23 protein-coding genes are annotated in these 22,477 nt (G+C 67.1%); 22 read left to right on the top strand and 1 reads right to left on the bottom strand.

All coding sequences use genetic code 11. The features are described from left to right. From WB508_RS07000 to WB508_RS07090, 19 genes are all read left to right on the top strand, one after another. The coding region (locus WB508_RS07000) for a glutamate ligase domain-containing protein (protein WP_423844165.1) at positions 1-615 on the top strand (615 nt) is incomplete at its 5' end. A gap of 37 nt (positions 616-652) precedes the next feature. Next, a complete protein-coding gene (gene ftsW, locus WB508_RS07005; protein ID WP_423844166.1) occupies positions 653-1,885 on the top strand; it encodes a putative lipid II flippase FtsW in 1,233 nt (410 codons plus the stop codon). Between the two features lie 3 nt (positions 1,886-1,888). Next, on the top strand, positions 1,889-2,959 hold the full coding sequence (gene murG / locus WB508_RS07010) for an undecaprenyldiphospho-muramoylpentapeptide beta-N-acetylglucosaminyltransferase (RefSeq protein WP_423844167.1): 1,071 nt from the start codon (positions 1,889-1,891) through the stop codon (positions 2,957-2,959). Positions 2,960-2,969: 10 nt separating this feature from the next. Next, on the top strand, positions 2,970-4,367 hold the full coding sequence (murC, locus tag WB508_RS07015) for a UDP-N-acetylmuramate--L-alanine ligase (protein ID WP_423844168.1): 1,398 nt from the start codon (positions 2,970-2,972) through the stop codon (positions 4,365-4,367). After that, positions 4,364-5,086 carry a cell division protein FtsQ/DivIB gene (locus WB508_RS07020; RefSeq protein ID WP_423844169.1) on the top strand — a complete coding sequence of 241 codons (723 nt, stop codon included), beginning with the start codon at positions 4,364-4,366 and terminating at the stop codon, positions 5,084-5,086. Before murC ends, WB508_RS07020 begins: the two co-directional genes overlap by 4 nt. A gap of 180 nt (positions 5,087-5,266) precedes the next feature. Continuing rightward, the gene (ftsZ, locus tag WB508_RS07025) at positions 5,267-6,463 is read left to right on the top strand and encodes a cell division protein FtsZ (protein WP_423844170.1); all 1,197 of its coding nucleotides are present in this window, start codon (positions 5,267-5,269) and stop codon (positions 6,461-6,463) included. Positions 6,464-6,498: 35 nt separating this feature from the next. Then, positions 6,499-7,227 (top strand): polyphenol oxidase family protein, encoded by a 729-nt coding sequence (locus WB508_RS07030; protein WP_423844171.1) that lies wholly within the window; start codon positions 6,499-6,501, stop codon positions 7,225-7,227. Beyond that, positions 7,224-7,919: a YggS family pyridoxal phosphate-dependent enzyme gene (locus WB508_RS07035; protein ID WP_423844172.1), complete on the top strand. Its 696-nt coding sequence runs from the start codon at positions 7,224-7,226 to the stop codon at positions 7,917-7,919. Before WB508_RS07030 ends, WB508_RS07035 begins: the two co-directional genes overlap by 4 nt. A 50-nt stretch (positions 7,920-7,969) precedes the next feature. Next, the gene (locus tag WB508_RS07040) at positions 7,970-8,473 is read left to right on the top strand and encodes a cell division protein SepF (protein ID WP_423844187.1); all 504 of its coding nucleotides are present in this window, start codon (positions 7,970-7,972) and stop codon (positions 8,471-8,473) included. Between the two features lie 4 nt (positions 8,474-8,477). Then, positions 8,478-8,774: a YggT family protein gene (locus WB508_RS07045; protein WP_423844173.1), complete on the top strand. Its 297-nt coding sequence runs from the start codon at positions 8,478-8,480 to the stop codon at positions 8,772-8,774. 134 nt (positions 8,775-8,908) lie between these two features. Beyond that, the gene (locus tag WB508_RS07050) at positions 8,909-9,685 is read left to right on the top strand and encodes a DivIVA domain-containing protein (protein WP_423844174.1); all 777 of its coding nucleotides are present in this window, start codon (positions 8,909-8,911) and stop codon (positions 9,683-9,685) included. A 133-nt stretch (positions 9,686-9,818) separates the two neighbouring features. Continuing rightward, positions 9,819-10,220: a TraR/DksA family transcriptional regulator gene (locus tag WB508_RS07055; protein ID WP_423844175.1), complete on the top strand. Its 402-nt coding sequence runs from the start codon at positions 9,819-9,821 to the stop codon at positions 10,218-10,220. Beyond that, a complete protein-coding gene (locus tag WB508_RS07060; protein ID WP_423844176.1) occupies positions 10,193-10,729 on the top strand; it encodes a signal peptidase II in 537 nt (178 codons plus the stop codon). Before WB508_RS07055 ends, WB508_RS07060 begins: the two co-directional genes overlap by 28 nt. Beyond that, complete coding sequence (locus tag WB508_RS07065) at positions 10,726-11,670, top strand: RluA family pseudouridine synthase (protein WP_423844177.1); 945 nt, start codon at positions 10,726-10,728, stop codon at positions 11,668-11,670. Before WB508_RS07060 ends, WB508_RS07065 begins: the two co-directional genes overlap by 4 nt. An 87-nt stretch (positions 11,671-11,757) precedes the next feature. Then, on the top strand, positions 11,758-12,981 hold the full coding sequence (locus WB508_RS07070) for a pyridoxal phosphate-dependent aminotransferase (RefSeq protein ID WP_423844178.1): 1,224 nt from the start codon (positions 11,758-11,760) through the stop codon (positions 12,979-12,981). A gap of 118 nt (positions 12,982-13,099) precedes the next feature. Beyond that, positions 13,100-14,080 carry an ATP-binding cassette domain-containing protein gene (locus tag WB508_RS07075; RefSeq protein ID WP_423844179.1) on the top strand — a complete coding sequence of 327 codons (981 nt, stop codon included), beginning with the start codon at positions 13,100-13,102 and terminating at the stop codon, positions 14,078-14,080. Next, positions 14,077-14,880, top strand: a complete 804-nt coding sequence (locus tag WB508_RS07080; protein ID WP_423844180.1) for an ABC transporter permease — start codon at positions 14,077-14,079, stop codon at positions 14,878-14,880. Before WB508_RS07075 ends, WB508_RS07080 begins: the two co-directional genes overlap by 4 nt. Before the next feature lie 105 nt (positions 14,881-14,985). Continuing rightward, positions 14,986-18,528, top strand: coding sequence for a DNA polymerase III subunit alpha (dnaE, locus tag WB508_RS07085; protein ID WP_423844181.1), 3,543 nt, complete (start codon positions 14,986-14,988; stop codon positions 18,526-18,528). Then, complete coding sequence (locus tag WB508_RS07090) at positions 18,525-19,061, top strand: hypothetical protein (RefSeq protein WP_423844182.1); 537 nt, start codon at positions 18,525-18,527, stop codon at positions 19,059-19,061. Before dnaE ends, WB508_RS07090 begins: the two co-directional genes overlap by 4 nt. Here WB508_RS07090 and ybaK read toward each other — a convergent pair. Next, complete coding sequence (gene ybaK / locus WB508_RS07095) at positions 19,007-19,513, bottom strand: Cys-tRNA(Pro) deacylase (protein ID WP_423844183.1); 507 nt, start codon at positions 19,511-19,513, stop codon at positions 19,007-19,009. The two genes, WB508_RS07090 and ybaK, sit on opposite strands and share 55 nt — an antisense overlap. 35 nt (positions 19,514-19,548) lie before the next feature. On the opposite strand from ybaK, the gene hisD reads away from it, so the two are divergent. The 3 genes from hisD to hisB form a co-directional block, all read left to right on the top strand. Continuing rightward, positions 19,549-20,865: a histidinol dehydrogenase gene (gene hisD, locus WB508_RS07100; RefSeq protein ID WP_423844184.1), complete on the top strand. Its 1,317-nt coding sequence runs from the start codon at positions 19,549-19,551 to the stop codon at positions 20,863-20,865. Next, positions 20,862-21,941: a histidinol-phosphate transaminase gene (locus tag WB508_RS07105; RefSeq protein WP_423844185.1), complete on the top strand. Its 1,080-nt coding sequence runs from the start codon at positions 20,862-20,864 to the stop codon at positions 21,939-21,941. The genes hisD and WB508_RS07105 overlap by 4 nt, the downstream gene beginning before the upstream one ends. After that, positions 21,938-22,477, top strand: a 540-nt coding sequence (gene hisB / locus WB508_RS07110) for an imidazoleglycerol-phosphate dehydratase HisB (protein ID WP_423844186.1), incomplete at its 3' end; no start/stop codon positions are given. The genes WB508_RS07105 and hisB, both read left to right, overlap by 4 nt.

The following is a 22,477-nucleotide window of genomic DNA, read 5'->3' on the forward strand; positions in this document are numbered from 1 at the left end:
GTGAAGGAGCGTGTCTCCAACGCCGCAGAGCTCGGCACTCTCAGCGATCTGGGGGTCGCCCCACCCCCGCACCTCATCGCCAACGCACTGGCCGCGGCTGCCCTCGCGCGCGCCCACGGGGTGTCGCCGCGAGCCGTGCGCGAGGGTCTGCGCAGCTTCACGCCAGACGCCCACCGCATCGCCGAGATCGCCACGGTCGGCGAGGTCCGATACGTCGACGACTCCAAGGCCACCAATCCGCACGCCGCGTTGGCGTCGCTGCTCGGGGTCGAGAGCGCGGTGTGGATCGCCGGGGGACTCGCCAAGGGTGCGACGTTCGACGACCTGGTCGAGCAGGCTCGAGATCGGCTCCGAGCGGTCGTCCTGATCGGGACCGACCGCTCGGTCATTGCTGATGCTCTCGCACGACACGCGCCCGATGTGCCCGTGGTCGAGGTGGACACGGGCGACACTGATCCCATGGATCGTGTCGTCGAGGTCGCCACATCGCTCGCCCAGCCGGGCGACACGGTGCTGTTGGCCCCGGGGTGCGCCTCCATGGACCAGTTCGTCAACTACGCGGCCCGTGGCGAGAGTTTCGCCGACTCGGTTGCCAGGCGGCAGACCACGTCCTAGTGATGAGTCCACCTTCCCCCATGATTGGACGCACCGGATGAGCGCGACCGTCGAACGCCGGCCGCCGGCGATCGTCGAAAACACCCGACGGCTGCTCGAGCGCCCTCTGGCGTCGTACCAGCTGGTGCTCGGCGCCGCCGCCCTCCTGCTCGGTCTAGGCCTGATCATGGTGCTCAGCGCCAGCTCGGTCTATTCAGCCACCTCCAACGACGGCAACTCCTACGCTGTCATCATCCGCCAGCTGATGTTCGCCATGGTCGGACTCGGAGGCGCCGTCATCGCAGCCAAGATGCCGCTGGCGACCATGCGCAAGCTGGTGCTGCCCGTGCTTCTCGTCTCGGTCGGTCTGATCATGGCCACCTTCTTCATCGGCATCGAGATCCGCGGGAACAAGAACTGGATCCCGCTGTTCGGCGGTTTCCTGCTGCAACCGTCGGAGTTCGCCAAGCTCGCGGTCGTGCTGTGGATCGCTCACTGGTTTGCCAGCCACGAGAAGGCTCTGGACACGCCCAGGTTGATCCTGCTGCCGATGGTTCCGGTCACGCTGTTCATTGCCATGCTCGTGGTGTTGCAGCACGACCTGGGTACTGCGCTGGTGCTCTTCGCCCTGATCGTTGGCATGTTGTGGGTCGCGGGCCTGCCGTCCAAGTTGATGATGGCCGTGGGGGCAGGTGTGTTCGCTGTGCTGGTGCTGTTCGTCGCCACCGCACCGCACCGCGTCGCGCGCCTGCTGAATTTCACCAACCCCTTGGCCGATCCCGACAACGCCGGCTATCAGTCCATCCACGCCAGCATGGCGTTGGCGCGCGGCGGCTTCTGGGGCGTAGGCCTGGGAGGAAGCCGACAGAAGTGGGGCGCGCTCCCCGAGGCGCACACCGACTTCATCCTGGCTGTCATGGGCGAGGAGCTCGGTCTGCTCGGCACGCTGGTCGTGCTGATGTTGTTCCTCGTGCTCGCCGTCGCCGGCATCCGCATCGCCACCCGCGCTCGCGACCCCTTTGCCCGCTACGTGGCGGCTGGCATCACGATCTGGATCGTGGTGCAGACCGCGATCAACGTGGGCATGGTGCTGGGTCTGTTGCCGGTCATCGGCATCCCACTTCCCCTGATGTCCTATGGCGGATCCAGCCTGCTGGTCACGCTGGTGGCCATGGGTGTGCTGCTCAACTGCGCGACCACCGAACCGGGAGCCCGCCGAGCTCTGGAGATCGGCCGTGCCGCGAAGGCCCGGGGGCGTTCTGCGCGCCCACGCAACGTGCGTAAGGTCTGAATCGTGCGTGTCCTGCTCGCTGGCGGAGGAACCGCTGGCCACACTTCTCCGTTGCTTGCCACAGCCGCAGTCCTGCGTGACGGCGGTGCTGAGATCACCTGCCTCGGCACGCCCCGGGGGCTTGAGGTCACGCTGATCCCGGAGGCCGGATATCAGTTGGAGCTCGTGCCGCCGGTGCCGTTGCCACGCAAGCCCGGAAAGGACCTGATCATGGTCCCCGGAAAGTTGCGGGCGGCCATCAAGGCGACCGGAGCAGTCGTCGATCGGGTACGCCCCGACGTCATCGTCGGTTTCGGAGGTTACGTGTCGGTGCCCGCCTACCTGGTGGCCCGACGTCGCGGCATCCCGTTGGTGGTGCACGAGGGGAACGCCGTCCCCGGTGTCGCCAACAAGGTTGGCGCCAAGTTCACCGAGTTCGTCGCCACCAGCTTTCCGGACACCGACCTGCCGCACGCCCGCTACATCGGGCTGCCGATTCGTCGCGAGATCTCGACGCTGGACCGTGCCGCGAAGCGGGCGGAGGGGCGGGCCCACTTCGGGCTCGATCCGGACCGTCCGACGCTGCTCGTGACCGGTGGCTCCCAAGGTGCTCGGCGGATCAACCGCGCTGTGGCCGGTGCCGCCCGCGACCTCGGCGAAGCAGGAGTGCAGGTGCTGCACGCGGCCGGGCGGGTCGACGAGGCGATCGTCGAGCCACGTCCCGGCGATCCGCCGTACGTCGTCACGGCATACATCAAGCGCATGGATCTGGCCTACGCGGCCGCTGACTTGATCGTGTGCCGTGCCGGCGCGAACACGGTCACCGAGGTCGCAGCGGTTGGACTGCCAGCGGCCTTCGTGCCGCTGCCGCACGGCAATGGCGAGCAAGCGCTCAACGCCCATCCGGTGGTGCAGGCCGGTGGCGCGCTGTTGATCGATGACGCGGCGCTCACGTCCACGTGGATCGACAACGTCGTGATTCCGCTGGTGTCCCACACGGGTCGTCTGGGAGCCATGTCGCGCGCTGCCTCGGACATCGTCCGCCACGACGCCGACGAACGGTTGGCTGACATGGTGCGCGAGGCCTGTCGATGAGGCCTGGACGATGAGAATCGACATCCCCGACGTGATCTTGCCGGCCGACCAGCTCGGTCGGGTGCACTTCGTGGGCATCGGCGGCGCCGGACTGTCGGCCATCGCGCGACTCATGGTGGGTCAGGGCGTCACGGTCACGGGCAGCGACGCCGCCGACTCGACGGTCCTGCAGGCGCTCCAGGCCGAGGGCATCACGTGCCACGTCGGGCACGACGCAGCTCACCTGTCTGACGTCGACACGGTCATCGCCACCACCGCGGTGCGCGAGGACAACGCCGAGATCGTCGAGGCGCGCAGGCTGGGTCTTCGCCTGTGGCCGCGCTCGGCGGGATTGCAGTCGGTGCTGCTCGGCGGTCGGGCGGTCGCTGTCGCCGGGACGCACGGCAAGACCACGACCACCGCGATGCTGACCTGTGCCCTGCGTGCCACCGGCGCCGACCCGTCGTTCGCGATCGGCGCGGAGGTGGCGAGCCTCGGCACCAATGCGCGTCGCGGGTCAGGTGATGTCATCGTCGCGGAGGCCGACGAGAGCGATGGTGCCTTCTTGGTCTACACCCCGTTCGGCGCCGTCGTCACCAACGTGGACGCCGACCACCTGGACCAGTGGGGCACCGAGGAGGCGTACGCCGCGGCGTTCATCCAGTTCGTGGGACAGGTCTCGGGCTTCGTGATCCTGAACACCGACGACGCCGGTGCGACGGTCCTGACCGAGCACGTCGCCGGTCAGGCCGCGGTCTGGACCGTCGGCTTTGACGGCTCACCGCGTCTGCAGGGGACCGATCTGGTGGTCGACGGTTCATCCACCACCTTCTCGGTTCATCTCGACGGGTCGCCACTGGTCGATGTGCGACTGGCGGTTCCGGGGCAGCACTACGCCGTCGACGCACTCCTCGCGATGGCCGCTGGACTGGCGCTGGGCCACGACGCGGCTCATCTTGCCGACGGGCTCAGCACGTACACCGGCGCAGCTCGCCGCATGCAATCGCTGGGCAGCGCCGGGGGAGTACGGATCTACGACTCCTACGCCCACCATCCGACCGAGATCCGCGCCGATCTCGCTGCGGCGCGAGCCATCGCGGGCGACGACCGCCTGGTCGTCGCCTTTCAACCGCACCTCGTGAGCCGCACGCGCATCTACGGCGCGCAGATGGGCGAGGCGTTGTCGGCGGCAGACGCCGTGGTCGTTGCTGACATCTATCTGGCCCGTGAGGATACCGATCCGGACGTCACCGCTGCGCTGGTCGTCAACGCGATTCGCGGCGCCTCTGCCTCGCTGGGCGGCCCGGTGTCGGGGCTCGCCGACGTCGTCGTCCCCCTGCTCCAGCCCGGGGACCTGCTGCTCACGCTCGGCGCGGGTGACATCACCACCGTGGGTCCGGACGTCTTGGCCCGGCTGGCATCTGCATGAGAGACCGATTCACCGAGCGCCGCCTCGACCTGCAGCGGCATCGGTGGTTCCGCATCCTGCTGGCGGTGGCCGGTGCACTGCTGATGGGCGCGCTCGTCTGGTTGATCTGGTTCTCCTCGGCGCTCGATGCGCGCACGGTGTCGGTCGAGGGGCAGTCGTCGCTCACCGCCGCGCAGGTGCGCAAGGCGGCTGACGTGCCGCTTGGTGGCCCGTTGGCGCGGGTGGATCTGACCGCCATCGAGGCCAGGGTCAAGGCCGTGCCGCGCATTCGGCTGGTCGAGGTCTCGCGCTCGTGGCCGCACGGCGTCACCATCGACGTCACCGAGCGCAGCGCTGTCGTGTGGTCGCGCGTCGGTGGCGAGTTCCGCGGCATCGATCGGTTCGGCGTCGACTTCCGGTCGTACCGCAAGGCGCCAAAGGGTCTCATCGAGGCACGGGTGTCGGCCACCGACGCAGAACAGCGATGGCAAACTCTGCAGGCGGTCGCTGCGATCGCCGACCGGATCCGCCGTGACGACCCGGGCTTGCGCAAACAGATCCAGGTGATCATTGGCTCGACCAAGGACTCGGTCGTGCTGGACCTCACCAAGGGCCGCACCGTGACCTGGGGGAGCGAGGCGCAGGCAGCACGCAAGATGGAGGTGCTCGAGCAGCTGCTGGAGATCACGGCCAAGGGGTACGACGTCAGCGCCCCGGACCAGCCGACCACTCGCAACTGAGACAGAGCCTCCTGCGGAACATCTGGGTTGATCCGCGAGTCCGTCCGCGGCGTGTCGCGCCAGAGCGCAGCCGCCCCGCGCGTACCGTCTGACTCAGAGCACAGGTTGACATAACTACAACCCTTTACTTCAGGGTTACAGTTCACAATCGCGAATCCCAGCACTCGAAAGGCACACACGATGGCGGTCCAGAACTATCTGGCGGTGATCAAGGTCGTCGGTATCGGTGGCGGCGGCGTCAATGCCGTCAACCGCATGATCGAGGTGGGCCTCAAGGGCGTCGAGTTCATCGCGATCAACACCGATGCTCAGGCCCTGCTGATGAGCGACGCTGACGTCAAGCTCGACGTCGGCCGCGACTCCACGCGTGGGCTCGGTGCTGGCGCGAATCCCGAGATCGGCAAGAAGGCCGCCGAGGACCATGCCGAAGAGATCGAGGCAGCCATCCGCGGCGCCGACATGGTCTTCGTCACGGCCGGCGAGGGCGGCGGCACCGGTACCGGTGGCGCTCCCGTCGTCGCTCGCATCGCTCGCTCGTTGGGTGCTCTCACCATCGGTGTCGTGACCCGGCCGTTCAAGTTCGAGGGTCGCAACCGGTCCAATCAGGCCGACGACGGCATCCAGTCGCTGCGTGACGAGGTCGACACGCTCATCGTCATTCCGAACGACCGGCTGCTGTCGATCAGCGACCCGAACGTCAGCTTGCTCGACTCCTTCCGGCAGGCCGACCAGGTCCTGCACCAAGGCGTCTCGGGCATCACGGACCTCATCACGACACCGGGCCTGATCAACCTCGACTTCGCCGACGTCAAGTCGGTCATGTCGGACGCCGGTTCGGCGTTGATGGGCATTGGTTCGGCTCGTGGCGAGCACCGCGCGGCCATTGCCGCTGAGAGCGCTGTCTCGAGCCCGCTGCTGGAGGCCTCGATCGAGGGCGCCCGCGGCGTCCTGCTGTCGATCTCAGGCGGCTCCGACCTCGGTCTGTTCGAGATCAACGAGGCTGCCGGTCTGGTGGCCGACGCCGTGCACCCCGAGGCCAACATCATCTTCGGCGCCGTCATCGACGACGCTCTGGGTGACGAGGTCCGGGTCACCGTGATCGCGGCTGGATTTGACGGCGGCGAGCCCAAGACGCGCGACTCCGCCCAGCCCGCACTGCTCAAGGAGGTCGAGAAGCCGACCCCCGAGCCGAGTGTCCCGGATGCACCCACGGCCGACACCTACGCACCGAATCCCTACCTCGACTCGCCCAGTCCGAACCGGACGTCGGCGCCGCGTGAGGACCAGGATCACCGGCCCGGCGACCGCATCGCGGCAGCCGAGGTGCCACCGGTGGCGTATGACGACGACCTCGACATCCCTGACTTCCTCCGCTGAGCGTCCCGCGGCGAGACGGGTCGTAGGCTGACGGAGTGTTCTGGCATCGCGAGTCGTCGGGTCGGGTCGAGGTCGCATTCACCGATCGGTCCGACGGTCACAGCAAAGGGCCGTTCTCGTCGCTGAATCTCAGCAGCGCCAGCGGGGACGACCCCGCGGTCGTGGTACGAAATCACTCGGCGCTCGCTGAGGCGTTGTCGGTGGACGGGCTGCACTCGATGGCGCAGGTCCATGGCGCCGACGTCGCCTACGCAGATCTGATGCGAGTCGATGGTCCTGGCACGGTTCCGGTGTGCGATGCAGTGATCACTGACCAGATCGGAATCCCCTTGCTCGTGCGAGTGGCGGACTGTGTGCCCGTGCTGCTCGCCGACGTCGACGCGCTTCTCGTCGGCGCTGCCCACGCCGGTCGCGTCGGGCTGGTCGGCGGCGTGGTTCCGGCAGTGGTCGATGCGCTGCGTGACCGCGGGGCCACGTCCCTGCGGGCGTGGGTCGGGCCCCGGGCCGGCGGCTGTTGCTACGAGGTCCCCGAGCTCATGGCCGACGAGGTCGATCGGGCGGTACCCGGGACGCGCTCCACCACCACGTGGGGCACGCCATCACTTGACGTCGGTGCCGGGGTGGTCAAGCAACTGGCCGATCTGGGCGTGGACGTCTCCGATCTCGGTGCCGACACCTGCACGATCGAGGACGAACAGCTGTTCTCCTATCGGCGTCAGGGCACCGCGTCCGGCCGGTTCGGAGGCGTCGTGGTGCTGCGATGACGAGTCGGCGCGACGAGATCGCCGCAGGACTGGCCGAGACCGAACAGCGCATTCACGCTGCGTGTCATGCAGCCGGACGTGATCGCAGCGAGATCACCCTGATCGCGGTGACCAAGACCTATCCGGCGTCGGACGTCGAGCTGCTGGCCGACCTCGGCATCACCGACGTGGGCGAGAATCGCCACCCCGAAGCGGGCGACAAGCACGCCGAGGTCACGGCTCCGGTCCGTTGGCACTTTCTCGGCGGGCTGCAGACCAACAAGGCTGGAGCAGTGGCGCACTACGCCGATGCAGTCCACAGTGTCGACCGCGCCAAGCTCGCGCGATCGTTGCAGCGGGGTGCCGAGGCGGCCGGTCGGGTGCTGGGCTGCTCGGTGCAGGTTGACTTCGACACGACGGACCCCGGCCGCTCCGGCGTGCCGCCTGACGCGGTCGATGAGCTGGCCGCCCTCATCGTGGCGTCCGAGCACCTGCGACTCGATGGCGTCATGACCGTGGCGCCGCTCGGCGCCGATCCGCGCCCGGTCTTCGAGCACCTCGTGGCCATCAGCCAGAACCTCCGCAAGCAGCATCCAGAGGCTGTCATGATCTCGGCCGGAATGAGTGCCGACCTCGAACAAGCAGTAGAAGCTGGCGCGACACACCTGCGCGTCGGGCGTTCGATACTCGGAGAACGTCCGAACACCCGGTAATCTCAGTGATGTCATTCAGTCACACCGAGCACACCACGGACGGAGTCATCATGGCTGGCGCAATGCGTAAAGTCGGCGAATACCTCGGCCTGGTCGAGCAGGCGGACTACGACGACTTCGACATGGATTACGACGACGACCCTGCCGTGAGCGAGCCCGCCCGGTCCACCGCGCTGGTCCGCCCAGCGCCCGTGGCCTCCATCGAGGAGCGGCGCTCCGAGCGCCGCGAACGCCGCGCTCCCACGGTTCAGCAGACGGCACCTGCGCCGACCGATCTGGCCCGCATCGAGACGGTCACTCCCCGCACCTACAACGACGCGCGCACCGTGGGCGAGCACTACCGCTCCGGCGTCCCCGTCATCATGAATTTGTCTGAGATCGACGACGATGACGCCAAGCGACTGGTCGACTTCGCCGCCGGTCTGATCTTCGCGGTGCACGGCACCATCAACCGTGTGACGGCCAAGGTATTCTTGCTGTCGCCCGCCAACGTCACCGTCAGCGACGAGGACAAGCAGCGCCTCGCATCGGGCGGTTTCTACAACCAGAGCTGAGTACATGACCGTGCAGACCATCGGTGGAATCCTGCAACTGATCGTCTGGATCGCCATCGTGATGTTGCTGGCCCGGTTCGTGCTCGACTGGGTGCAGCTGCTCGCCCGCAGCTGGCGCCCCCAGGGGCCCGTCGCGGTGCTGTGTGAGGGCATCTACTCGGCTACTGATCCGCCCCTGCGAGCCATCCGCGGCGTTCTGCCGCCCATCCGCCTGGGCGGAGCTGCGCTCGACCTGTCACCCATGGTGCTCTTGTTCGCGCTGTATATCCTGATGCAGATCATCGTCGTCGTCTTTGCCTGACAGCCCGATCGTGGGCCGACACGAAATTTTCATGCCGCGACATCGGAGACGCATGTGGCAGAAGTGACGTGCGGCAGAGTACGGTGGCATTTCAAGAGTCCAGACAGGACTGCCCCGACCACTGAGGTGTACCAATGCCATTGACGCCAGAGGACGTGCGCAACAAGCGCTTCACACCCGTCCGTCTTCGTGAGGGCTATGACATGGGCGAGGTCGACCAGTTCCTCGATGAGGTTGAGGCAGAGCTCGAGCGCCTCACCGTCGAGAACGAAGAGCTTCGTGCCAAGGTCGCAGCCGCGTCCAGTGGCGAGCCCACTGGTCTGATTCCCGCCCTGGGCGCTTCGCCCACGCCTGCCACCACGCCAGACCCCGAGCCCGAGCCCGAGCCGGAACCGCAGCTGGAGGCCACGCCGTCCCCGGTGGTCGAACCTGCAGCAGTCGAGGCTCCGGCCAGGCCCACGATGGGCGATGCCTCGTCCGCCGCGGCTCGCCTGCTCGAGATCGCCTCGACGAATGCCGATCAGCTGATGGATTCGGCCAAGGAAGAGGCCGACCGGGTCGTCGGTGAAGCGCGCACCAAGGCAGAGCGGCTCACCAACGAAGCCCGCGGCAAGGCTGATCGACTCGAGACCGACGCGCGGATTCGCGCGCAGAAGCTTGACGACGAGACCAACGAGCGTCGCCAGCAGGCGGTGTCCACGATCGAGCGCGAGCGGTACGAGATCCAGCGCGAGGTCGAGCACCTGCGTGCCTACGAGCGCGAATATCGCGCCCGGCTCAAGAATTACTTCCAGAGCCAGCTCGACCAGCTCGCTGCGAACGAGAGCAGCTCGTCCCAGCCCGTGCAGGCGCCTGCCGACTCCGGTCCGCGCCGACTGCGGTCCTTGCTGGGCGACGAGGAGTCGTTCTGAGGTTGATCTGATCCATCCGACGTGGGGCTCGCACCATCTGGTGCGGGCCCTTCGTCGTGTCGGACCACCAGGCAGATTCGCGTCCTCGGCGGGCCGACTTGTCTTCGAGGCTCCACGGGTCTAATCTCCCCGCATGCCGAACACGAAGCTCGTCGTCCGAGATGACGAGAAGCCCTGGACCGTCACCGAGACCAAGACGGTCCGCGCCGAGCTCGAGGCCGACCTCGATCGGCTGCGCGCCGAGCTGACCGCGTCGGCGAAGGAATTGCAGGATCTGCTGCGCGACGGAGTCGACGGAGCAGGCAATGATCAGGCCGATGTGGGGTCCAAGGGCCTGGAGCGGGACGCCGAGCTGTCGCTCGCAGCGAATCAGCGTGAGCTGCTGCAGCAGACCGAGAAGGCGTTGTCCCGTCTGGAGTCCGGTGCCTATGGCCAGTGCGAGTCCTGCGGTGAGGCAATCGGCAAGATGCGGCTGATGGCGTTTCCCCGTGCCACACTGTGCATGACATGCAAGCAGCGCGAGGAACGTCGCTGAGTTCGCTCAGCACGCCAGGTTCCACCTCCGGCAGCGCCGTTGGTCTGTTCACGATCGTGGCAGTCGTGGCGCTGGCGGTCGATCAGGTCACCAAGGTGCTGGCCGTCCGGTTCCTCGAGGGTGAGCCATCAGTCGAGCTGATTCCTGGGCTGCTCCAGCTGACCTTCTTGCGCAATGCGGGCGCAGCCCTGGGCACCGGGTCGTCCATGACGATCGTGTTGACCGTGCTCGCGATCGCCGTCACGATCGGGGTCCTCCGAGTCGCCACGCGCCTGCGCGATCGTGGGTGGGCGGTCGGACTGGGTCTGTTGCTGTCTGGCGCTGCCGGCAACCTCGCCGATCGGCTGTTCCGTGAACCTGCCCCTCTGCGCGGTCGGGTGGTCGACTTCATCGACTATGGACCATTCGTCGGCAACGTTGCTGACATCGCGCTGACCCTGGCCGCCGGCATCATCATCTGGCGCACGTTCCGTGGCGTCGGCGTCGACGGCTCGAGGGAGAAGTCATGACGCGCGATCTGGAGCCGGTCGACCACAAGGTCGTCCACGTGCCCGAGGGCTTGGCCGGCGAACGCGTCGACAGTGCTCTGGCCCGCCTGCTCGGTCTCTCGCGGACCAGGGCCAGTGAGCTGGTGGCAGATGGCCACGTCACGCTGGACGGTCGTGCGCCAGCGAAGTCTGATCGGGTCGAGGCAGGCGCCCTGCTGGAGGCCTCCATCCCGGCGCCTCGCGTCGCGATGGTCGTCGCGCACGAGGTGGAGGGCATGCGCCTCGTCCACGAGGACGACGACATCGTGGTCGTCGACAAGCCGGTGGGCGTTGCGGCGCACCCCAGCGTCGGCTGGGACGGACCAACCGTGCTCGACCACCTGTCCGGTGTCGGGATCCGCATCTCCACGTCGGGGGCGGCCGAGCGGCGAGGCATCGTGCACCGGCTCGACGTCGGCACCAGCGGCCTGATGGCCGTGGCCAAGTCCGAGCACGCCTACACGGTGCTCAAGCAGGCTTTCCGTGATCGCGTGGTCGAGAAGACCTATCACGCGCTGGTGCAGGGCCACCCCGATCCGCACACCGGAACCATCGACGCGCCCATCGCGCGACACCCCAAGCACGATTTCAAGTTCACCGTCAAGGCAGGCGGGCGCGACAGCATCACGCACTACGACACGCTCGAGGCGCATCGCTTCGCGAGTCTGCTCACGATCAAGCTGGAGACCGGTCGCACGCACCAGATCCGCGTGCACATGGCAGCGCTGCACCATCCGTGCGTCGGCGACCTGATGTACGGCGCCGATCCGACCCTGGCGGCCCGGGTCGGTCTCGACCGGCAGTGGCTGCACGCCAAGGAGCTTGGCTTCACCCACCCGCGCACGGGCGACTGGGTCACCTTCTCCTCGATCTACCCCGACGACCTCGAGGCCGCTCTCGAGGTCGTCCGCTCGGCCGACTGAGCCTCGAGCCCACTGAGGGGGACCCCGACGGAGCCGTTCGCCACGGGGGAGCCCAGGAACGCGAGCACTGGGTGGCAGGATTGCGCCATGAGCCACGTGGTGCGCCAGTCCGAGAAGCTGAGAGATGTCCTGTACGACATTCGGGGCCCGGTCGCGTCTCGAGCCGCCCAGCTGGAGGCTGAGGGTCATCGAATCCTCAAGCTCAACATCGGCAACCCGCAGCCGTTCGGCTTCGATGCGCCGGCGGAGATCTTGCAGGACATGATTGCCGGTCTGCCGTCATCGGCTGGCTACTCGGACTCGCGCGGCATCCAGCCGGCTCGGCGCGCCGTGGTGCACCACTATCAGCTCCAGGAAGGATTCCCGCTGATCGACATCGACGACGTCTGGATCGGCAACGGGGTCTCCGAGCTGATCCAGATCGCGTTGCAGGCCTTGCTCGACAACGGGGATGAAGTGCTCATCCCAGTGCCGGACTACCCGCTGTGGACCGCTGTCACCAATCTCGCTGGCGGCGTGCCGGTGCACTACCGGTGCGACGAGGCCAACGAGTGGAACCCAGACCTCGCGGACCTGGAGTCCAGGATCACCGACCGCACCAGAGTCATCGTGGTGATCAACCCCAACAACCCCACCGGTGCGGTCTACTCCCGCGAGACGCTGACGGCGATCGCCGATCTGGCGCGCAAGCACGACCTGATCCTGATGGCCGACGAGATCTACGACAAGATCCTCTACGACGATGCCGTCCACATCCCGATGGCCAGCGTCGCACCGGACGTCCTGACCCTGACGTTCAACGGCCTGTCCAAGGCCTACCGGGTGTGCGGATACCGGGCCGCATGGCTGGTGGTCACGGGACCGTTGGAGCGAGCTGGCGACTATCTCGAGGGCATCACGCTGCTGTGCTCGATGCGGCTGTGTCCGAACGTGCCAGCCCAGAACGCCATCCAGGTCGCGCTGGGCGGCTACCAGTCGATCAGGGAGCTGATCCTGCCCGGCGGCCGACTGATCGAGCAGCGCGACACCGCTGTCGATGAGCTGCGCAAGATTCCGGGTGTCAGCGTGGTGCAACCCCAAGGTGCGCTCTACGTGTTCCCGCGGCTGGATCCGGAGATCCATCCGATCAAGGATGACCAACAACTCGCGCTCGACCTGCTGGAATCGGAGAAGATCCTCATCACCCAGGGGACGGGCTTCAACTGGCCCGAGCCGGACCACCTGCGCATCGTGACGCTGCCGTGGGCCAGGGACCTGCGAGAGGCCATTCAACGACTCGGCAGCTTCCTGAGCACGTATCAGCAGGTCTGACGCTGCTCAGGGGTCCCGATCGCCGACACGGTCGGTGGCGTGAGGCACTGGACTTCGTGTCGGACCCGTCCGACATCATCGTGAACGACCGCACATCTGCTCACCGAGAGGCCATCTCATGGCGGACATGATCCAGGCGACAGGCCTGGTCAAGAAGTACAAGGAGGTCGAGGCGCTCCGGGGTCTCGACGTGAACGTGCCCGAGGGCGAGGTGCTGGGGCTGCTCGGCCCGAACGGTGCGGGCAAGACCACCGCGGTGCGGGTGCTGGCCACGTTGCTGATCCCTGACGCCGGCACGGCGCACATCAACGGCATCGACGTCCTGAAGAATCCGGACGGGGTCCGCCGCAACATCGGCCTGTCGGGGCAGTACGCGGCGGTCGACGAGCACCTCACGGGCTACGAGAATCTCGACATGGTCGGCCGGCTCTACGGACTGGGACGCACGAAGTCCTCGGCTCGCGCCCGTGAGCTGCTCGAGCGTTTCGACCTGGCCGACGCCGGCGACCGACCCTCCAAGACCTACTCCGGCGGCATGCGCAGGCGCCTCGACCTCGCAGGTGCCCTGGTCGCCGCACCGCCGGTCCTCATTCTTGATGAGCCGACCACGGGCCTGGACGTCCGTAGCCGCCAGCAGATGTGGGACGTCATCCGCGAGCTGGTGTCCACGGGCTCCACGGTGCTGCTCACGACGCAGTACCTGGAAGAGGCCGACGTGGTGGCCGACAACATCGTGGTCATCGATCATGGACGCGCCATCGCCCGAGGTACCGCCGATGAGCTCAAGTCGCAGACAGGCGGTGAGCGCATCGAGGTCGTGCTGGCCGACGCCGCCCATCGCGACGAGGCCGTGCGAGTCCTCGCCTCGGTGGCGCACGGCGAGGTACGAGTGGCTGACAACGGCCGAGCGCTCACCGCCGCCGTCGAGGGTGGGGGAGCGGGTCGTCTCATCACCGTCCTCACCGGCCTCCAGCAGGCGTCCATCGACGTACTTGACGTCGGTCTGCGCCGCCCCACCCTGGACGATGTGTTCCTGCAGCTCACGGGCCACGTGTCAGAGGACGATCCGTCCGACCAGACCACGGAGGTCGCCTCATGAGCACGCTCGCCAAGACCGCCAGTGACGGCTGGGTCGTCGCCAAGCGCAATGTCATCAAGATCATTCGCGTGCCCGAGATCCTGGTGTTCGTCCTGATCTCACCGATCATGTTCGTGCTGCTGTTCGCCTTCGTGTTCGGCGGTGCCATTGACGTTCCCGGCAACGTCAACTACCGCGAGTTCCTGGTACCTGGCATCTTCGCCCAGACCGTGGTCTTCGGTGCCACCTTCACCGGCGCGGGATTGGCCGAGGACATGCAGAAGGGCATCATCGACCGGTTCCGATCGTTGCCCATGTCCAGCTCGGCGGTGCTGGTCGGCCGCACCTCGTCCGACGTCATCTACAACCTGTTGTCGCTGATCATCATGGCGCTCACCGGTCTCGTGGTCGGCTGGCGCATCCGCGAAGGCATCCTCGACGCGATCGTGGCCTTCCTGCTCCTGCTGCTGTTCGCCTACGCGATCAGCTGGATCATGGGCCTGGTCGGCCTCCTGGTGCCGAGCGTCGACGTCATCAACAACGCGTCGTTCATCGTGATCATGCCGTTGACGTTCGTCTCCAACGCCTTCGTCCCGACCGAGTCGTTCCCGGCCGGGCTCCGGCAGTTCGTGGAGTGGAATCCGGTGTCTGCGCTCACCCAGGCGTGCCGCGAGCTGTTCGGCAACGTCGGTCCAGGCGTCGTCGACGGTCCGTGGTCCCTGCAGAACCCGGTGCTCTACACCGTGATCTGCAGCATCGTGATCGTGGCGATCTTCGCCCCGCTCGCGGTCCGCCAGTACGAGCGCGCCAGCAGCCGGTAGCCCGACTCGCGGGCCCTGCGGCGTGCCGCCGCAGGGCTCCAGATCACTGCCGTAGGCTGACACTCTTCCCCGCTTCCATCCCCTCTCGAGGAGGCAATTTCCGCAATGGCGAGTGACTCGTCCTTCGTGCACCTGCACGTGCACACCGAGTACTCGATGCTCGACGGTGCCTCCCTGCTCGATGGGTTGTTCGAGCGCACAGCGGCACTCCAGATGCCGGCCATCGCGATGACCGACCACGGCAACGTGCACGGGGCGTACGCCTTCTGGAGCAAAGCGCGCGAGCACGGGATCAAGCCGATCATCGGCATGGAGGCCTACGTCACGCCCGGCACCCACCGATCGGACCGCAAGCGGGTCCGCTGGGGCAAGGGCGGCTCCGAGGACGAGGGCGGCAATGACGTCGCCGGTGGCGGGGCCTACACGCACATGACGATGCTGGCGCACTCCACCGAGGGCATGCACAACCTGTTCCGGCTGTCGTCGTACGCCAGCCTCGAGGGGTACTACTACAAGCCGCGTGTCGATCGAGAGCTGCTGGCGCGCTACGCCGAGGGCATCATCGCCACCACCGGCTGCATGTCCGGCGAGATCCAGACCCGGCTGCGTCTGCGCCAGTACGCCGAGGCTCGCCAGGCGGCCGGCGAGCTGCAGGAGATCTTCGGCAAGGAAAACTTCTTTCTCGAGCTGATGGACCATGACATCGCCATGGAGAACGCCGTACGCGACGACCTGCTGCGGCTCGGTCGAGAGCTCGGCATCCCGCCGGTGGCCACCAACGACTCGCACTACACCGCGCCGGAGGACGCCGCTGCCCAGGACGCGCTGATCTGCGTCGCGTCCGGCAAGACGTTGTCCGATCCCAAGCGGCTGAAGTTCCAGGGCGGCGGCTACTACATCAAGTCCGCCGCCGAGATGCGCGACCTGTGGGAGGACACCCACGGCATGAAGGAGGCGTGCGACAACACGCTGCTCATCGCCGAACGCTGCGACATGGAGTTCACCGAGTCCAACGGCGGCTACATGGCTCGCGCCGACGTCCCTGCCGGGCACTCGGAGGACTCTTGGTTCATCGAGGAGGTCTGGCGGGGCATCGAGGCTCGCTATCCCGGCGAGAAGCTCACCCCCGAGGTCCGTGCGCGCGTCGACATGGAGCTCGGTGTCATTCGCGACAAGGGGTACTGCGGCTACTACCTGGTGGTGGCCGACTTCATCAACTGGTCCAAGAACAACGGGATTCGTGTCGGTCCTGGTCGCGGGTCGGGCGCGGGCTCCATCGCGGCGTACGCGTTGCGCATCACGGACCTGTGCCCCCTCACCCACGGCCTGATCTTCGAACGATTCCTCAACCCTGAACGCCCGTCGATGCCCGACTTCGACATCGACTTCGACGAGCGTCGGCGCGCCGAGGTCATCCGCTACGTGTCCAACAAGTACGGCGAGGAACGCGTCGCCATGATCGCGACCTTCGGCCGACTCAAGGCCAAGCAGGCGATCAAGGACGCCAACCGCGTGCTCGACTACCCGTTCGGGATGGGCGAGAAGATCACCAAGGCTCTGCCGACCGACGTCATGGGCAAGGGCGTGGCGCTGTCGCAGCTGTTCGACGAGGGTCATGATCGTTTCGGCGACGGCAAGGAGTTCCGCGACCTGCACGCGAGCGATGCCGAAGTTCGCAAGATCTACGACACCGCGGTGGGTCTGGAGGGCCAGATCCGCCAGTGGGGCGTGCACGCTGCCGGCGTGATCATGTCCAGCGACCCGCTGATCGACATCGTTCCGATCATGGAGCGCGAGCAGGACGGCGCGATCATCACCCAGCTCGACTACCCCATGTGTGAGGCGCTCGGGCTGGTCAAGATGGACTTCTTGGGCCTGCGCAACCTCACGGTGCTCGACGACACGCTGACCAACATCAAGGCCAATCGCGATGTCGACCTCGTGCTGGAGGACCTGGCCTTCGACGACCCGGAAGCGTACGCACTGCTTGGTCGCGGTGACACCCTGGGCGTGTTTCAGCTCGACGGCGGTCCCATGCGCCAGCTGCTCAAGCAGATGCAGCCGGACAACTTTGAGGACATCTCGGCGGTCATCGCGCTGTACCGCCCGGGTCCGATGGGCGCCAACAGCCACACCAACTATGCGCTGCGCAAGACCAAGAAGCAGGCCATCGACTTCATCCACCCGGAGCTGACCGAGGCGCTCACGCCGATTCTCGGCACCACCTACGGCCTGATCGTGTATCAGGAGCAGGTCATGGAGATCGCCCAGGTGCTGGCCGGATTCTCCCTCGGTCAGGCCGACAACCTGCGCCGCGCCATGGGCAAGAAGAAGCGCTCGGTGCTGGAGCAGGAGTTCGTCGGCTTCGAGGCGGGCATGATGGAACGCGGCTTCTCCAAGGGCGCCATCAAGACCTTGTGGGACATCCTCGTGCCGTTCGCCGACTACGCCTTCAACAAGGCACACTCCGCGTCGTACGGCGTCATCTCGTACTGGACGGCCTACCTCAAGGCGCACTTCCCCGCCGAGTACATGGCGGCGCTGCTCACCAGCACCCGCGGCGACAAGGACAAGTCCGCGATCTACCTCAATGAATGCCGCCGCATGGGCATCAAGGTGCTGCCGCCCGACGTCAACGAGTCGGTGTCGAACTTCGCTTCGGTCGGCACGGACATTCGCTTCGGGATGGGCGCCATCCGCAATGTCGGCGAGAACGTCGTGGCCGGGATCGTGGCAGCCCGCGAGGAGAAGGGAGCGTTCACCGACTTCACCGACTTCATGGACAAGGTCCCGGTGCACGTGTGCAACAAGAGGGTCATCGACTCGCTGATCAAGGCCGGTGCCTTCGATTCGCTGGGCCACCATCGGCGCGCGCTCACCACGGTGGCCGAGGAAGCCGTGGATCAGTACATCGATCTCAAGCGCAGTGCCGCCATCGGTCAGGACTCGCTGTTCGGCGGTCTTGACGACGGGTTCACGGGGGTCACCGTCGTGGTGCCTCACATGCCCGAGTGGGAGAAGTCCCAGCTGCTGGCGCTGGAGCGCGACATGCTTGGTCTGTACGTGTCCGACCACCCCCTGCTGGGGCTGGAGCACGTCTTGCGAGCCAGCAGCGACACCACGATCGGTGAGCTGCTGGCCGACACCGACCGTGATGGTTCGATGGTCAAGATCTGCGGGCTCATCACCGGCGTTCAGCGCCGCATCACCAAGAAGGGCGACGCCTGGGCCTCCATCCTCGTGGAGGATCTGGAGGGAGCCGTGCAGATCATGGTGTTCCCGGGGGCCTACAACCTTGCGGCGCCCTCGCTGGTCAACGACGCCATTGTCGTGGTCAAGGCGCGCGTCAAGAGCAACGACGAGGGCCTTGACCTGCATGCGCAGGAGATCACGATGCCCGCCATCGACACGGCGCGCTCCGATGCCCCGCTAGCCGTCACGATGCCTGTGGCGCGGTGCACGACCGAGACGGTCAGCGCCTTCAAGCAGATCCTCGCGGCTCACCCGGGCGCCTCCGAGGTCCACCTGCGACTGCTCAGCAACAGTGGCACCAAGACCATGCGACTCGACCCGCACCTGAGGGTCGCCCAGAGCTCGGCCTTGGTGGCCGACCTCAAGGAGCTCCTCGGACCGAGTTGTCTGGCATGAGGCAGTCCGCGTGGCGACGAGCGTGGACCGTGCTGGTCTCTGCCGTGGGCCTGGGTGTCATCGCTGGTCTGGTGTGGTGGCACATGGCCACTCCCGGACAGTGGGAGATGCGTGACGTCGGCCTGTCTCTCACCGAAGAGGCCTCACGGGGACAGTTCCAGGTGATCGTGGTCTTCACGCTGATCGGTGTGATCGCCGCACTGGCGTGGTCGGTCGTCCTGTCGCTGCTGTTCGGGGAATCCGGGTGGCAGCTGGTCGTCGCGATCATGGCCGGATCTGTGCTCGCGGCCATCGTCGCCTGGCAGGTGGGGGCGTTCGTCGGGCCGCCGCCGGTCGAGACGGCGGTGGGGCTGCAGATCGGCGACACGGTGCCCGATGAGCTGATGATCGACAGTGCCTCACCATTCCTTGCGTGGCCGATCGCCGCCTTGGTGGGTGTCCTGCTGGTGAGCTGGGGCCGCGGTCGCGAGCCGGTGTCCTACGAGCGCGACACCGATGCCACGACGGCGCCGGTCATCGACAGCAAGACCTGAGGCGTCACCTCGACCTCGAGCCCTCGTCGGCCCGCGGACACGAACACCGTCGGATGCTGCTCGGCGGAGGCGTCGACCACGGTGCGGTGGTGGTGACGTTGCCCGAAGGGCGAGATGCCGCCGATGACGTACCCCGTGGCCCGCTGGGCTGCTTGCGGATTGGCCATCTGGGCCCGCTTGCCGCCCAGTGCCGAAGCCACCGCCTTGAGGTCCAGAGAGCCCGACACCGGCACGACGCCCACCACCAGGGACCCGTCAAGATCGACCAACAACGTCTTGAAGACACGGCGCGGTTCGACGCCGAGCGCGTCGGCAGCCTCGGTGCCAAAGGATGCGGCACGCGGGTCGTGCTGGTAGGCGTGCGGGGTGAAACGGACGTCGGCGCGGGCGAGCGCGGCGTAGGCCGGCGTCGCAGCGGCAGCTTCGTCGTTGCTTGACTTCTTCCCGGCCACGACGACACCGTACCCACCTCCGTAGACTAGGCGGTGTGATCCGTCGTCTCGACCTGCGTTCCCTCGACCCGGCACCCCACGAGTGGGAGCGTGTCTACGGCCGTGCCGTGCCCCGTGCCGCGGTCGATGTCGAGCAAGCACTCGCGACGGTGCGCCCGATCTGCGAGGACGTGCGCGACCGCGGTGCTGACGCGGTGATGGAGGCGTCCGAGCGCTTCGACGGAATTCGTCCCGACACGCTCCGCGTGCCTGCTGCGGCGCTGTCCGAGGCTCTCGCGACCCTCGACCCGTCGATCCGGGCAGCGCTGGAGGAGTCGATCCGTCGGCTGCGACAAACCAGCACGGCCGAGCTTGAGCACACCGTCACCACCGCGCTCGCCGACGGCGCCGTCGTGGAACGACGCATCGTTCCGATGCAGCGAGTCGGCCTCTACGTACCGGGCGGTCTGGCGCCGCTGATCAGCAGCGTGCTGATGAATGCGGTGCCGGCGCAGGTCGCCGGGGTGCCCGGCATCGCGCTGTCCAGTCCGCCGTCGAAGGACAACGGCGGGCGGCCGCACCCGTCGATCCTCGCCGCGTGCGCCCTGTTGGGCATCGACGAGGTCTATGCGGCCGGCGGTGCCCAGGCCATGGCGATGTTCGCCTACGGCGCGGGGGAGTGCCAGCCAGTCAGCCTCATCACCGGCCCGGGCAACATCTACGTGGCTGCCGCCAAGCGCTTCCTGCAGGGAACTGTCGCGATCGACAGCGAAGCCGGTCCCACTGAGATCGCGGTGATTGCCGACGATGCCGCCGACGCAGACTTCGTGGCGGCGGACCTGGTGAGCCAAGCCGAGCACGATCCGATGGCCGCATCGGTGCTGATCACCGACAGCGAAGCGCTCGCGGACCGAGTCGATGCAGCCCTCAGGATTCGCGTCGACGACGCGCCGCACGCCGAACGCATTCGCACCGCGCTCAGCGGCCCGCAGTCAGCGACAGTTCTGGTTCGCGACATCGATCAGGCCATCGCCGTGGCGAATGCCTACGCGGCCGAGCATCTGGAGATCCAGACCGCTGACGCAGGCGCCGTCGCCACCCGCATCGTCAACGCTGGCGCCATCTTCGTCGGACCGTTCACGCCCGTGTCGCTGGGCGACTACGCCGCCGGGTCCAACCACGTGCTCCCCACCGCTGGGTGCGCCTGTCACTCCTCGGGGTTGTCGGTCCGTGCGTTCTGCAAGAACATGCAGGTGGTGACCTATTCCGAACACGCCTTGCGCGACGTGGGCGAGCACGTCGTCACGCTGGCGCATGCCGAGAATCTGCCGTCGCACGGTGCGGCGGTCAGTGCGCGGCTGAGCCGTTCATGAGCGCCCCCGACTGGGTGCCGTTGCGCGACGAATTGCGCCACGACGAGCCGTACGGTGCGCCCCAGCTGGACCTTGCGGTGCAGCTGAACACCAACGAGAATCCCTATGGCCCGAGCGCCGAGGTCGTCGCGTCGATCGCACGCGCCGTGACCGACGCGGTCGGCACCCTCAACCGCTACCCAGACCGGGAGGCGAAAGCCCTGCGAGCGGGACTGGCCGGCTACCTCGGTCATGGACTGGACGCCACGCAGGTCTGGGCTGCCAACGGCTCGAATGAGGTCATGCAGCAGATCTTGCAGGCGTTCGGTGGCCCTGGACGCACGGCTGTGTCGTTCGCCCCCACCTACTCGATGTACCCCGAGTACGCCCGCAACACGCACACCCGATGGGTCACGGGTCAGCGCCGTGAGGATTTCGGCATCGATCTCGACGCGGCGCTCGGGCTGATCGAGACCGAGCAGCCGCATGTCGTGATCCTGACGTCGCCGAACAATCCCACTGGCACGGCGCTGCCGCTCGACACGGTCAGCGCCATCGCCGATGCCGCGCCGGGCATCGTGGTCGTGGACGAGGCGTACGCGGAGTTTCGTCGCGAGGGCACGCCGACAGCGCTGGAGCTGCTGCCCCGGTACCGGTGCCTGCTGGTCACGCGCACCATGAGCAAGGCCTTCGCGTACGCCGGTGGACGCCTGGGCTACGTAGCCGCTGATCCGGCGATCATCGACGCGCTGCGCATCGTGCGGTTGCCCTACCACCTGTCGGTGGTGCAGCAGGCAGCCGCGCTCGCTGCCCTGGGGCATGCCGATGAGCTGCTGATGCGAGTTGACGAGCTGCGGGCCACGCGCGACGAGCTCGCGGCTTGGCTGGCGGCCGAGGGATTCCACGTCGCGCAGTCCGATGCGAACTTCATCTTGTTCGGGCCGTTCGACGACCGACACGCCATCTGGCAGGGGCTGGTCGACCGTGGCGTGCTCATACGGGAGACTGGACCTGAAGGATGGCTGCGCGTGTCGGTCGGCACGCCCGCTGAGATGAGTACATTCCGTGCAGCCTTGAAGGAGGTCGTTGCGTCATGAACCGCGTGTCACGCATCGAACGAAAGACATCTGAGTCGCACGTCGTCGTCGAGCTCGATCTCGACGGCACCGGCGCCAACGACATCTCCACGGGCGTCGGGTTCTACGACCACATGCTCACCGCCTTCTCGCGGCACTCGCTGATCGACCTCACGGTCCGGGCTGACGGCGACCTGCACATCGACGCCCACCACACCGTCGAGGACACCGCGATCTGCATCGGCGAGGCGCTGCGCGAGGCACTCGGCGACAAGGTCGGCATCCGCCGGTACGGCGATGCCCTGGTGCCGCTTGATGAAGCCATCGCCCAGGTGGTCGTCGACGTCTCGGGCCGACCGTACTTCGTGCACTCCGGCGAGCCGGAGCGCCAGATCACCGCGATCATCGGCGGCCAGTACAGCGGCTCGCTGACCGGGCACGTGCTGGAGTCGATTGCTCACCACGCCGGCATCACGATGCACGTGCGCTTGGTCGACGGCCGCGACCCGCACCACATCGCCGAGGCCCAGTTCAAGGCCGTCGCGCGAGCCCTGCGC

Source organism: Aeromicrobium sp. (assembly GCF_049586495.1).
Lineage (GTDB): Bacteria > Actinomycetota > Actinomycetes > Propionibacteriales > Nocardioidaceae > Aeromicrobium.

Bases quoted from the DNA above. Each gene is read 5' to 3' on its own strand.
- ftsW (WP_423844166.1), top strand. From the start codon at position 653: ATGAGCGCGACCGTCGAACGCCGGCCGCCGGCGATCGTCGAAAACACC.
- murC (WP_423844168.1), top strand. From the start codon at position 2,970: ATGAGAATCGACATCCCCGACGTGATCTTGCCGGCCGACCAGCTCGGT.
- WB508_RS07020 (WP_423844169.1), top strand. From the start codon at position 4,364: ATGAGAGACCGATTCACCGAGCGCCGCCTCGACCTGCAGCGGCATCGG.
- ftsZ (WP_423844170.1), top strand. From the start codon at position 5,267: ATGGCGGTCCAGAACTATCTGGCGGTGATCAAGGTCGTCGGTATCGGT.
- WB508_RS07035 (WP_423844172.1), top strand. From the start codon at position 7,224: ATGACGAGTCGGCGCGACGAGATCGCCGCAGGACTGGCCGAGACCGAA.
- WB508_RS07040 (WP_423844187.1), top strand. From the start codon at position 7,970: ATGGCTGGCGCAATGCGTAAAGTCGGCGAATACCTCGGCCTGGTCGAG.
- WB508_RS07045 (WP_423844173.1), top strand. From the start codon at position 8,478: ATGACCGTGCAGACCATCGGTGGAATCCTGCAACTGATCGTCTGGATC.
- WB508_RS07050 (WP_423844174.1), top strand. From the start codon at position 8,909: ATGCCATTGACGCCAGAGGACGTGCGCAACAAGCGCTTCACACCCGTC.
- WB508_RS07055 (WP_423844175.1), top strand. From the start codon at position 9,819: ATGCCGAACACGAAGCTCGTCGTCCGAGATGACGAGAAGCCCTGGACC.
- WB508_RS07060 (WP_423844176.1), top strand. From the start codon at position 10,193: ATGCAAGCAGCGCGAGGAACGTCGCTGAGTTCGCTCAGCACGCCAGGT.
- WB508_RS07065 (WP_423844177.1), top strand. From the start codon at position 10,726: ATGACGCGCGATCTGGAGCCGGTCGACCACAAGGTCGTCCACGTGCCC.
- WB508_RS07070 (WP_423844178.1), top strand. From the start codon at position 11,758: ATGAGCCACGTGGTGCGCCAGTCCGAGAAGCTGAGAGATGTCCTGTAC.
- WB508_RS07075 (WP_423844179.1), top strand. From the start codon at position 13,100: ATGGCGGACATGATCCAGGCGACAGGCCTGGTCAAGAAGTACAAGGAG.
- WB508_RS07080 (WP_423844180.1), top strand. From the start codon at position 14,077: ATGAGCACGCTCGCCAAGACCGCCAGTGACGGCTGGGTCGTCGCCAAG.
- dnaE (WP_423844181.1), top strand. From the start codon at position 14,986: ATGGCGAGTGACTCGTCCTTCGTGCACCTGCACGTGCACACCGAGTAC.
- WB508_RS07090 (WP_423844182.1), top strand. From the start codon at position 18,525: ATGAGGCAGTCCGCGTGGCGACGAGCGTGGACCGTGCTGGTCTCTGCC.
- WB508_RS07105 (WP_423844185.1), top strand. From the start codon at position 20,862: ATGAGCGCCCCCGACTGGGTGCCGTTGCGCGACGAATTGCGCCACGAC.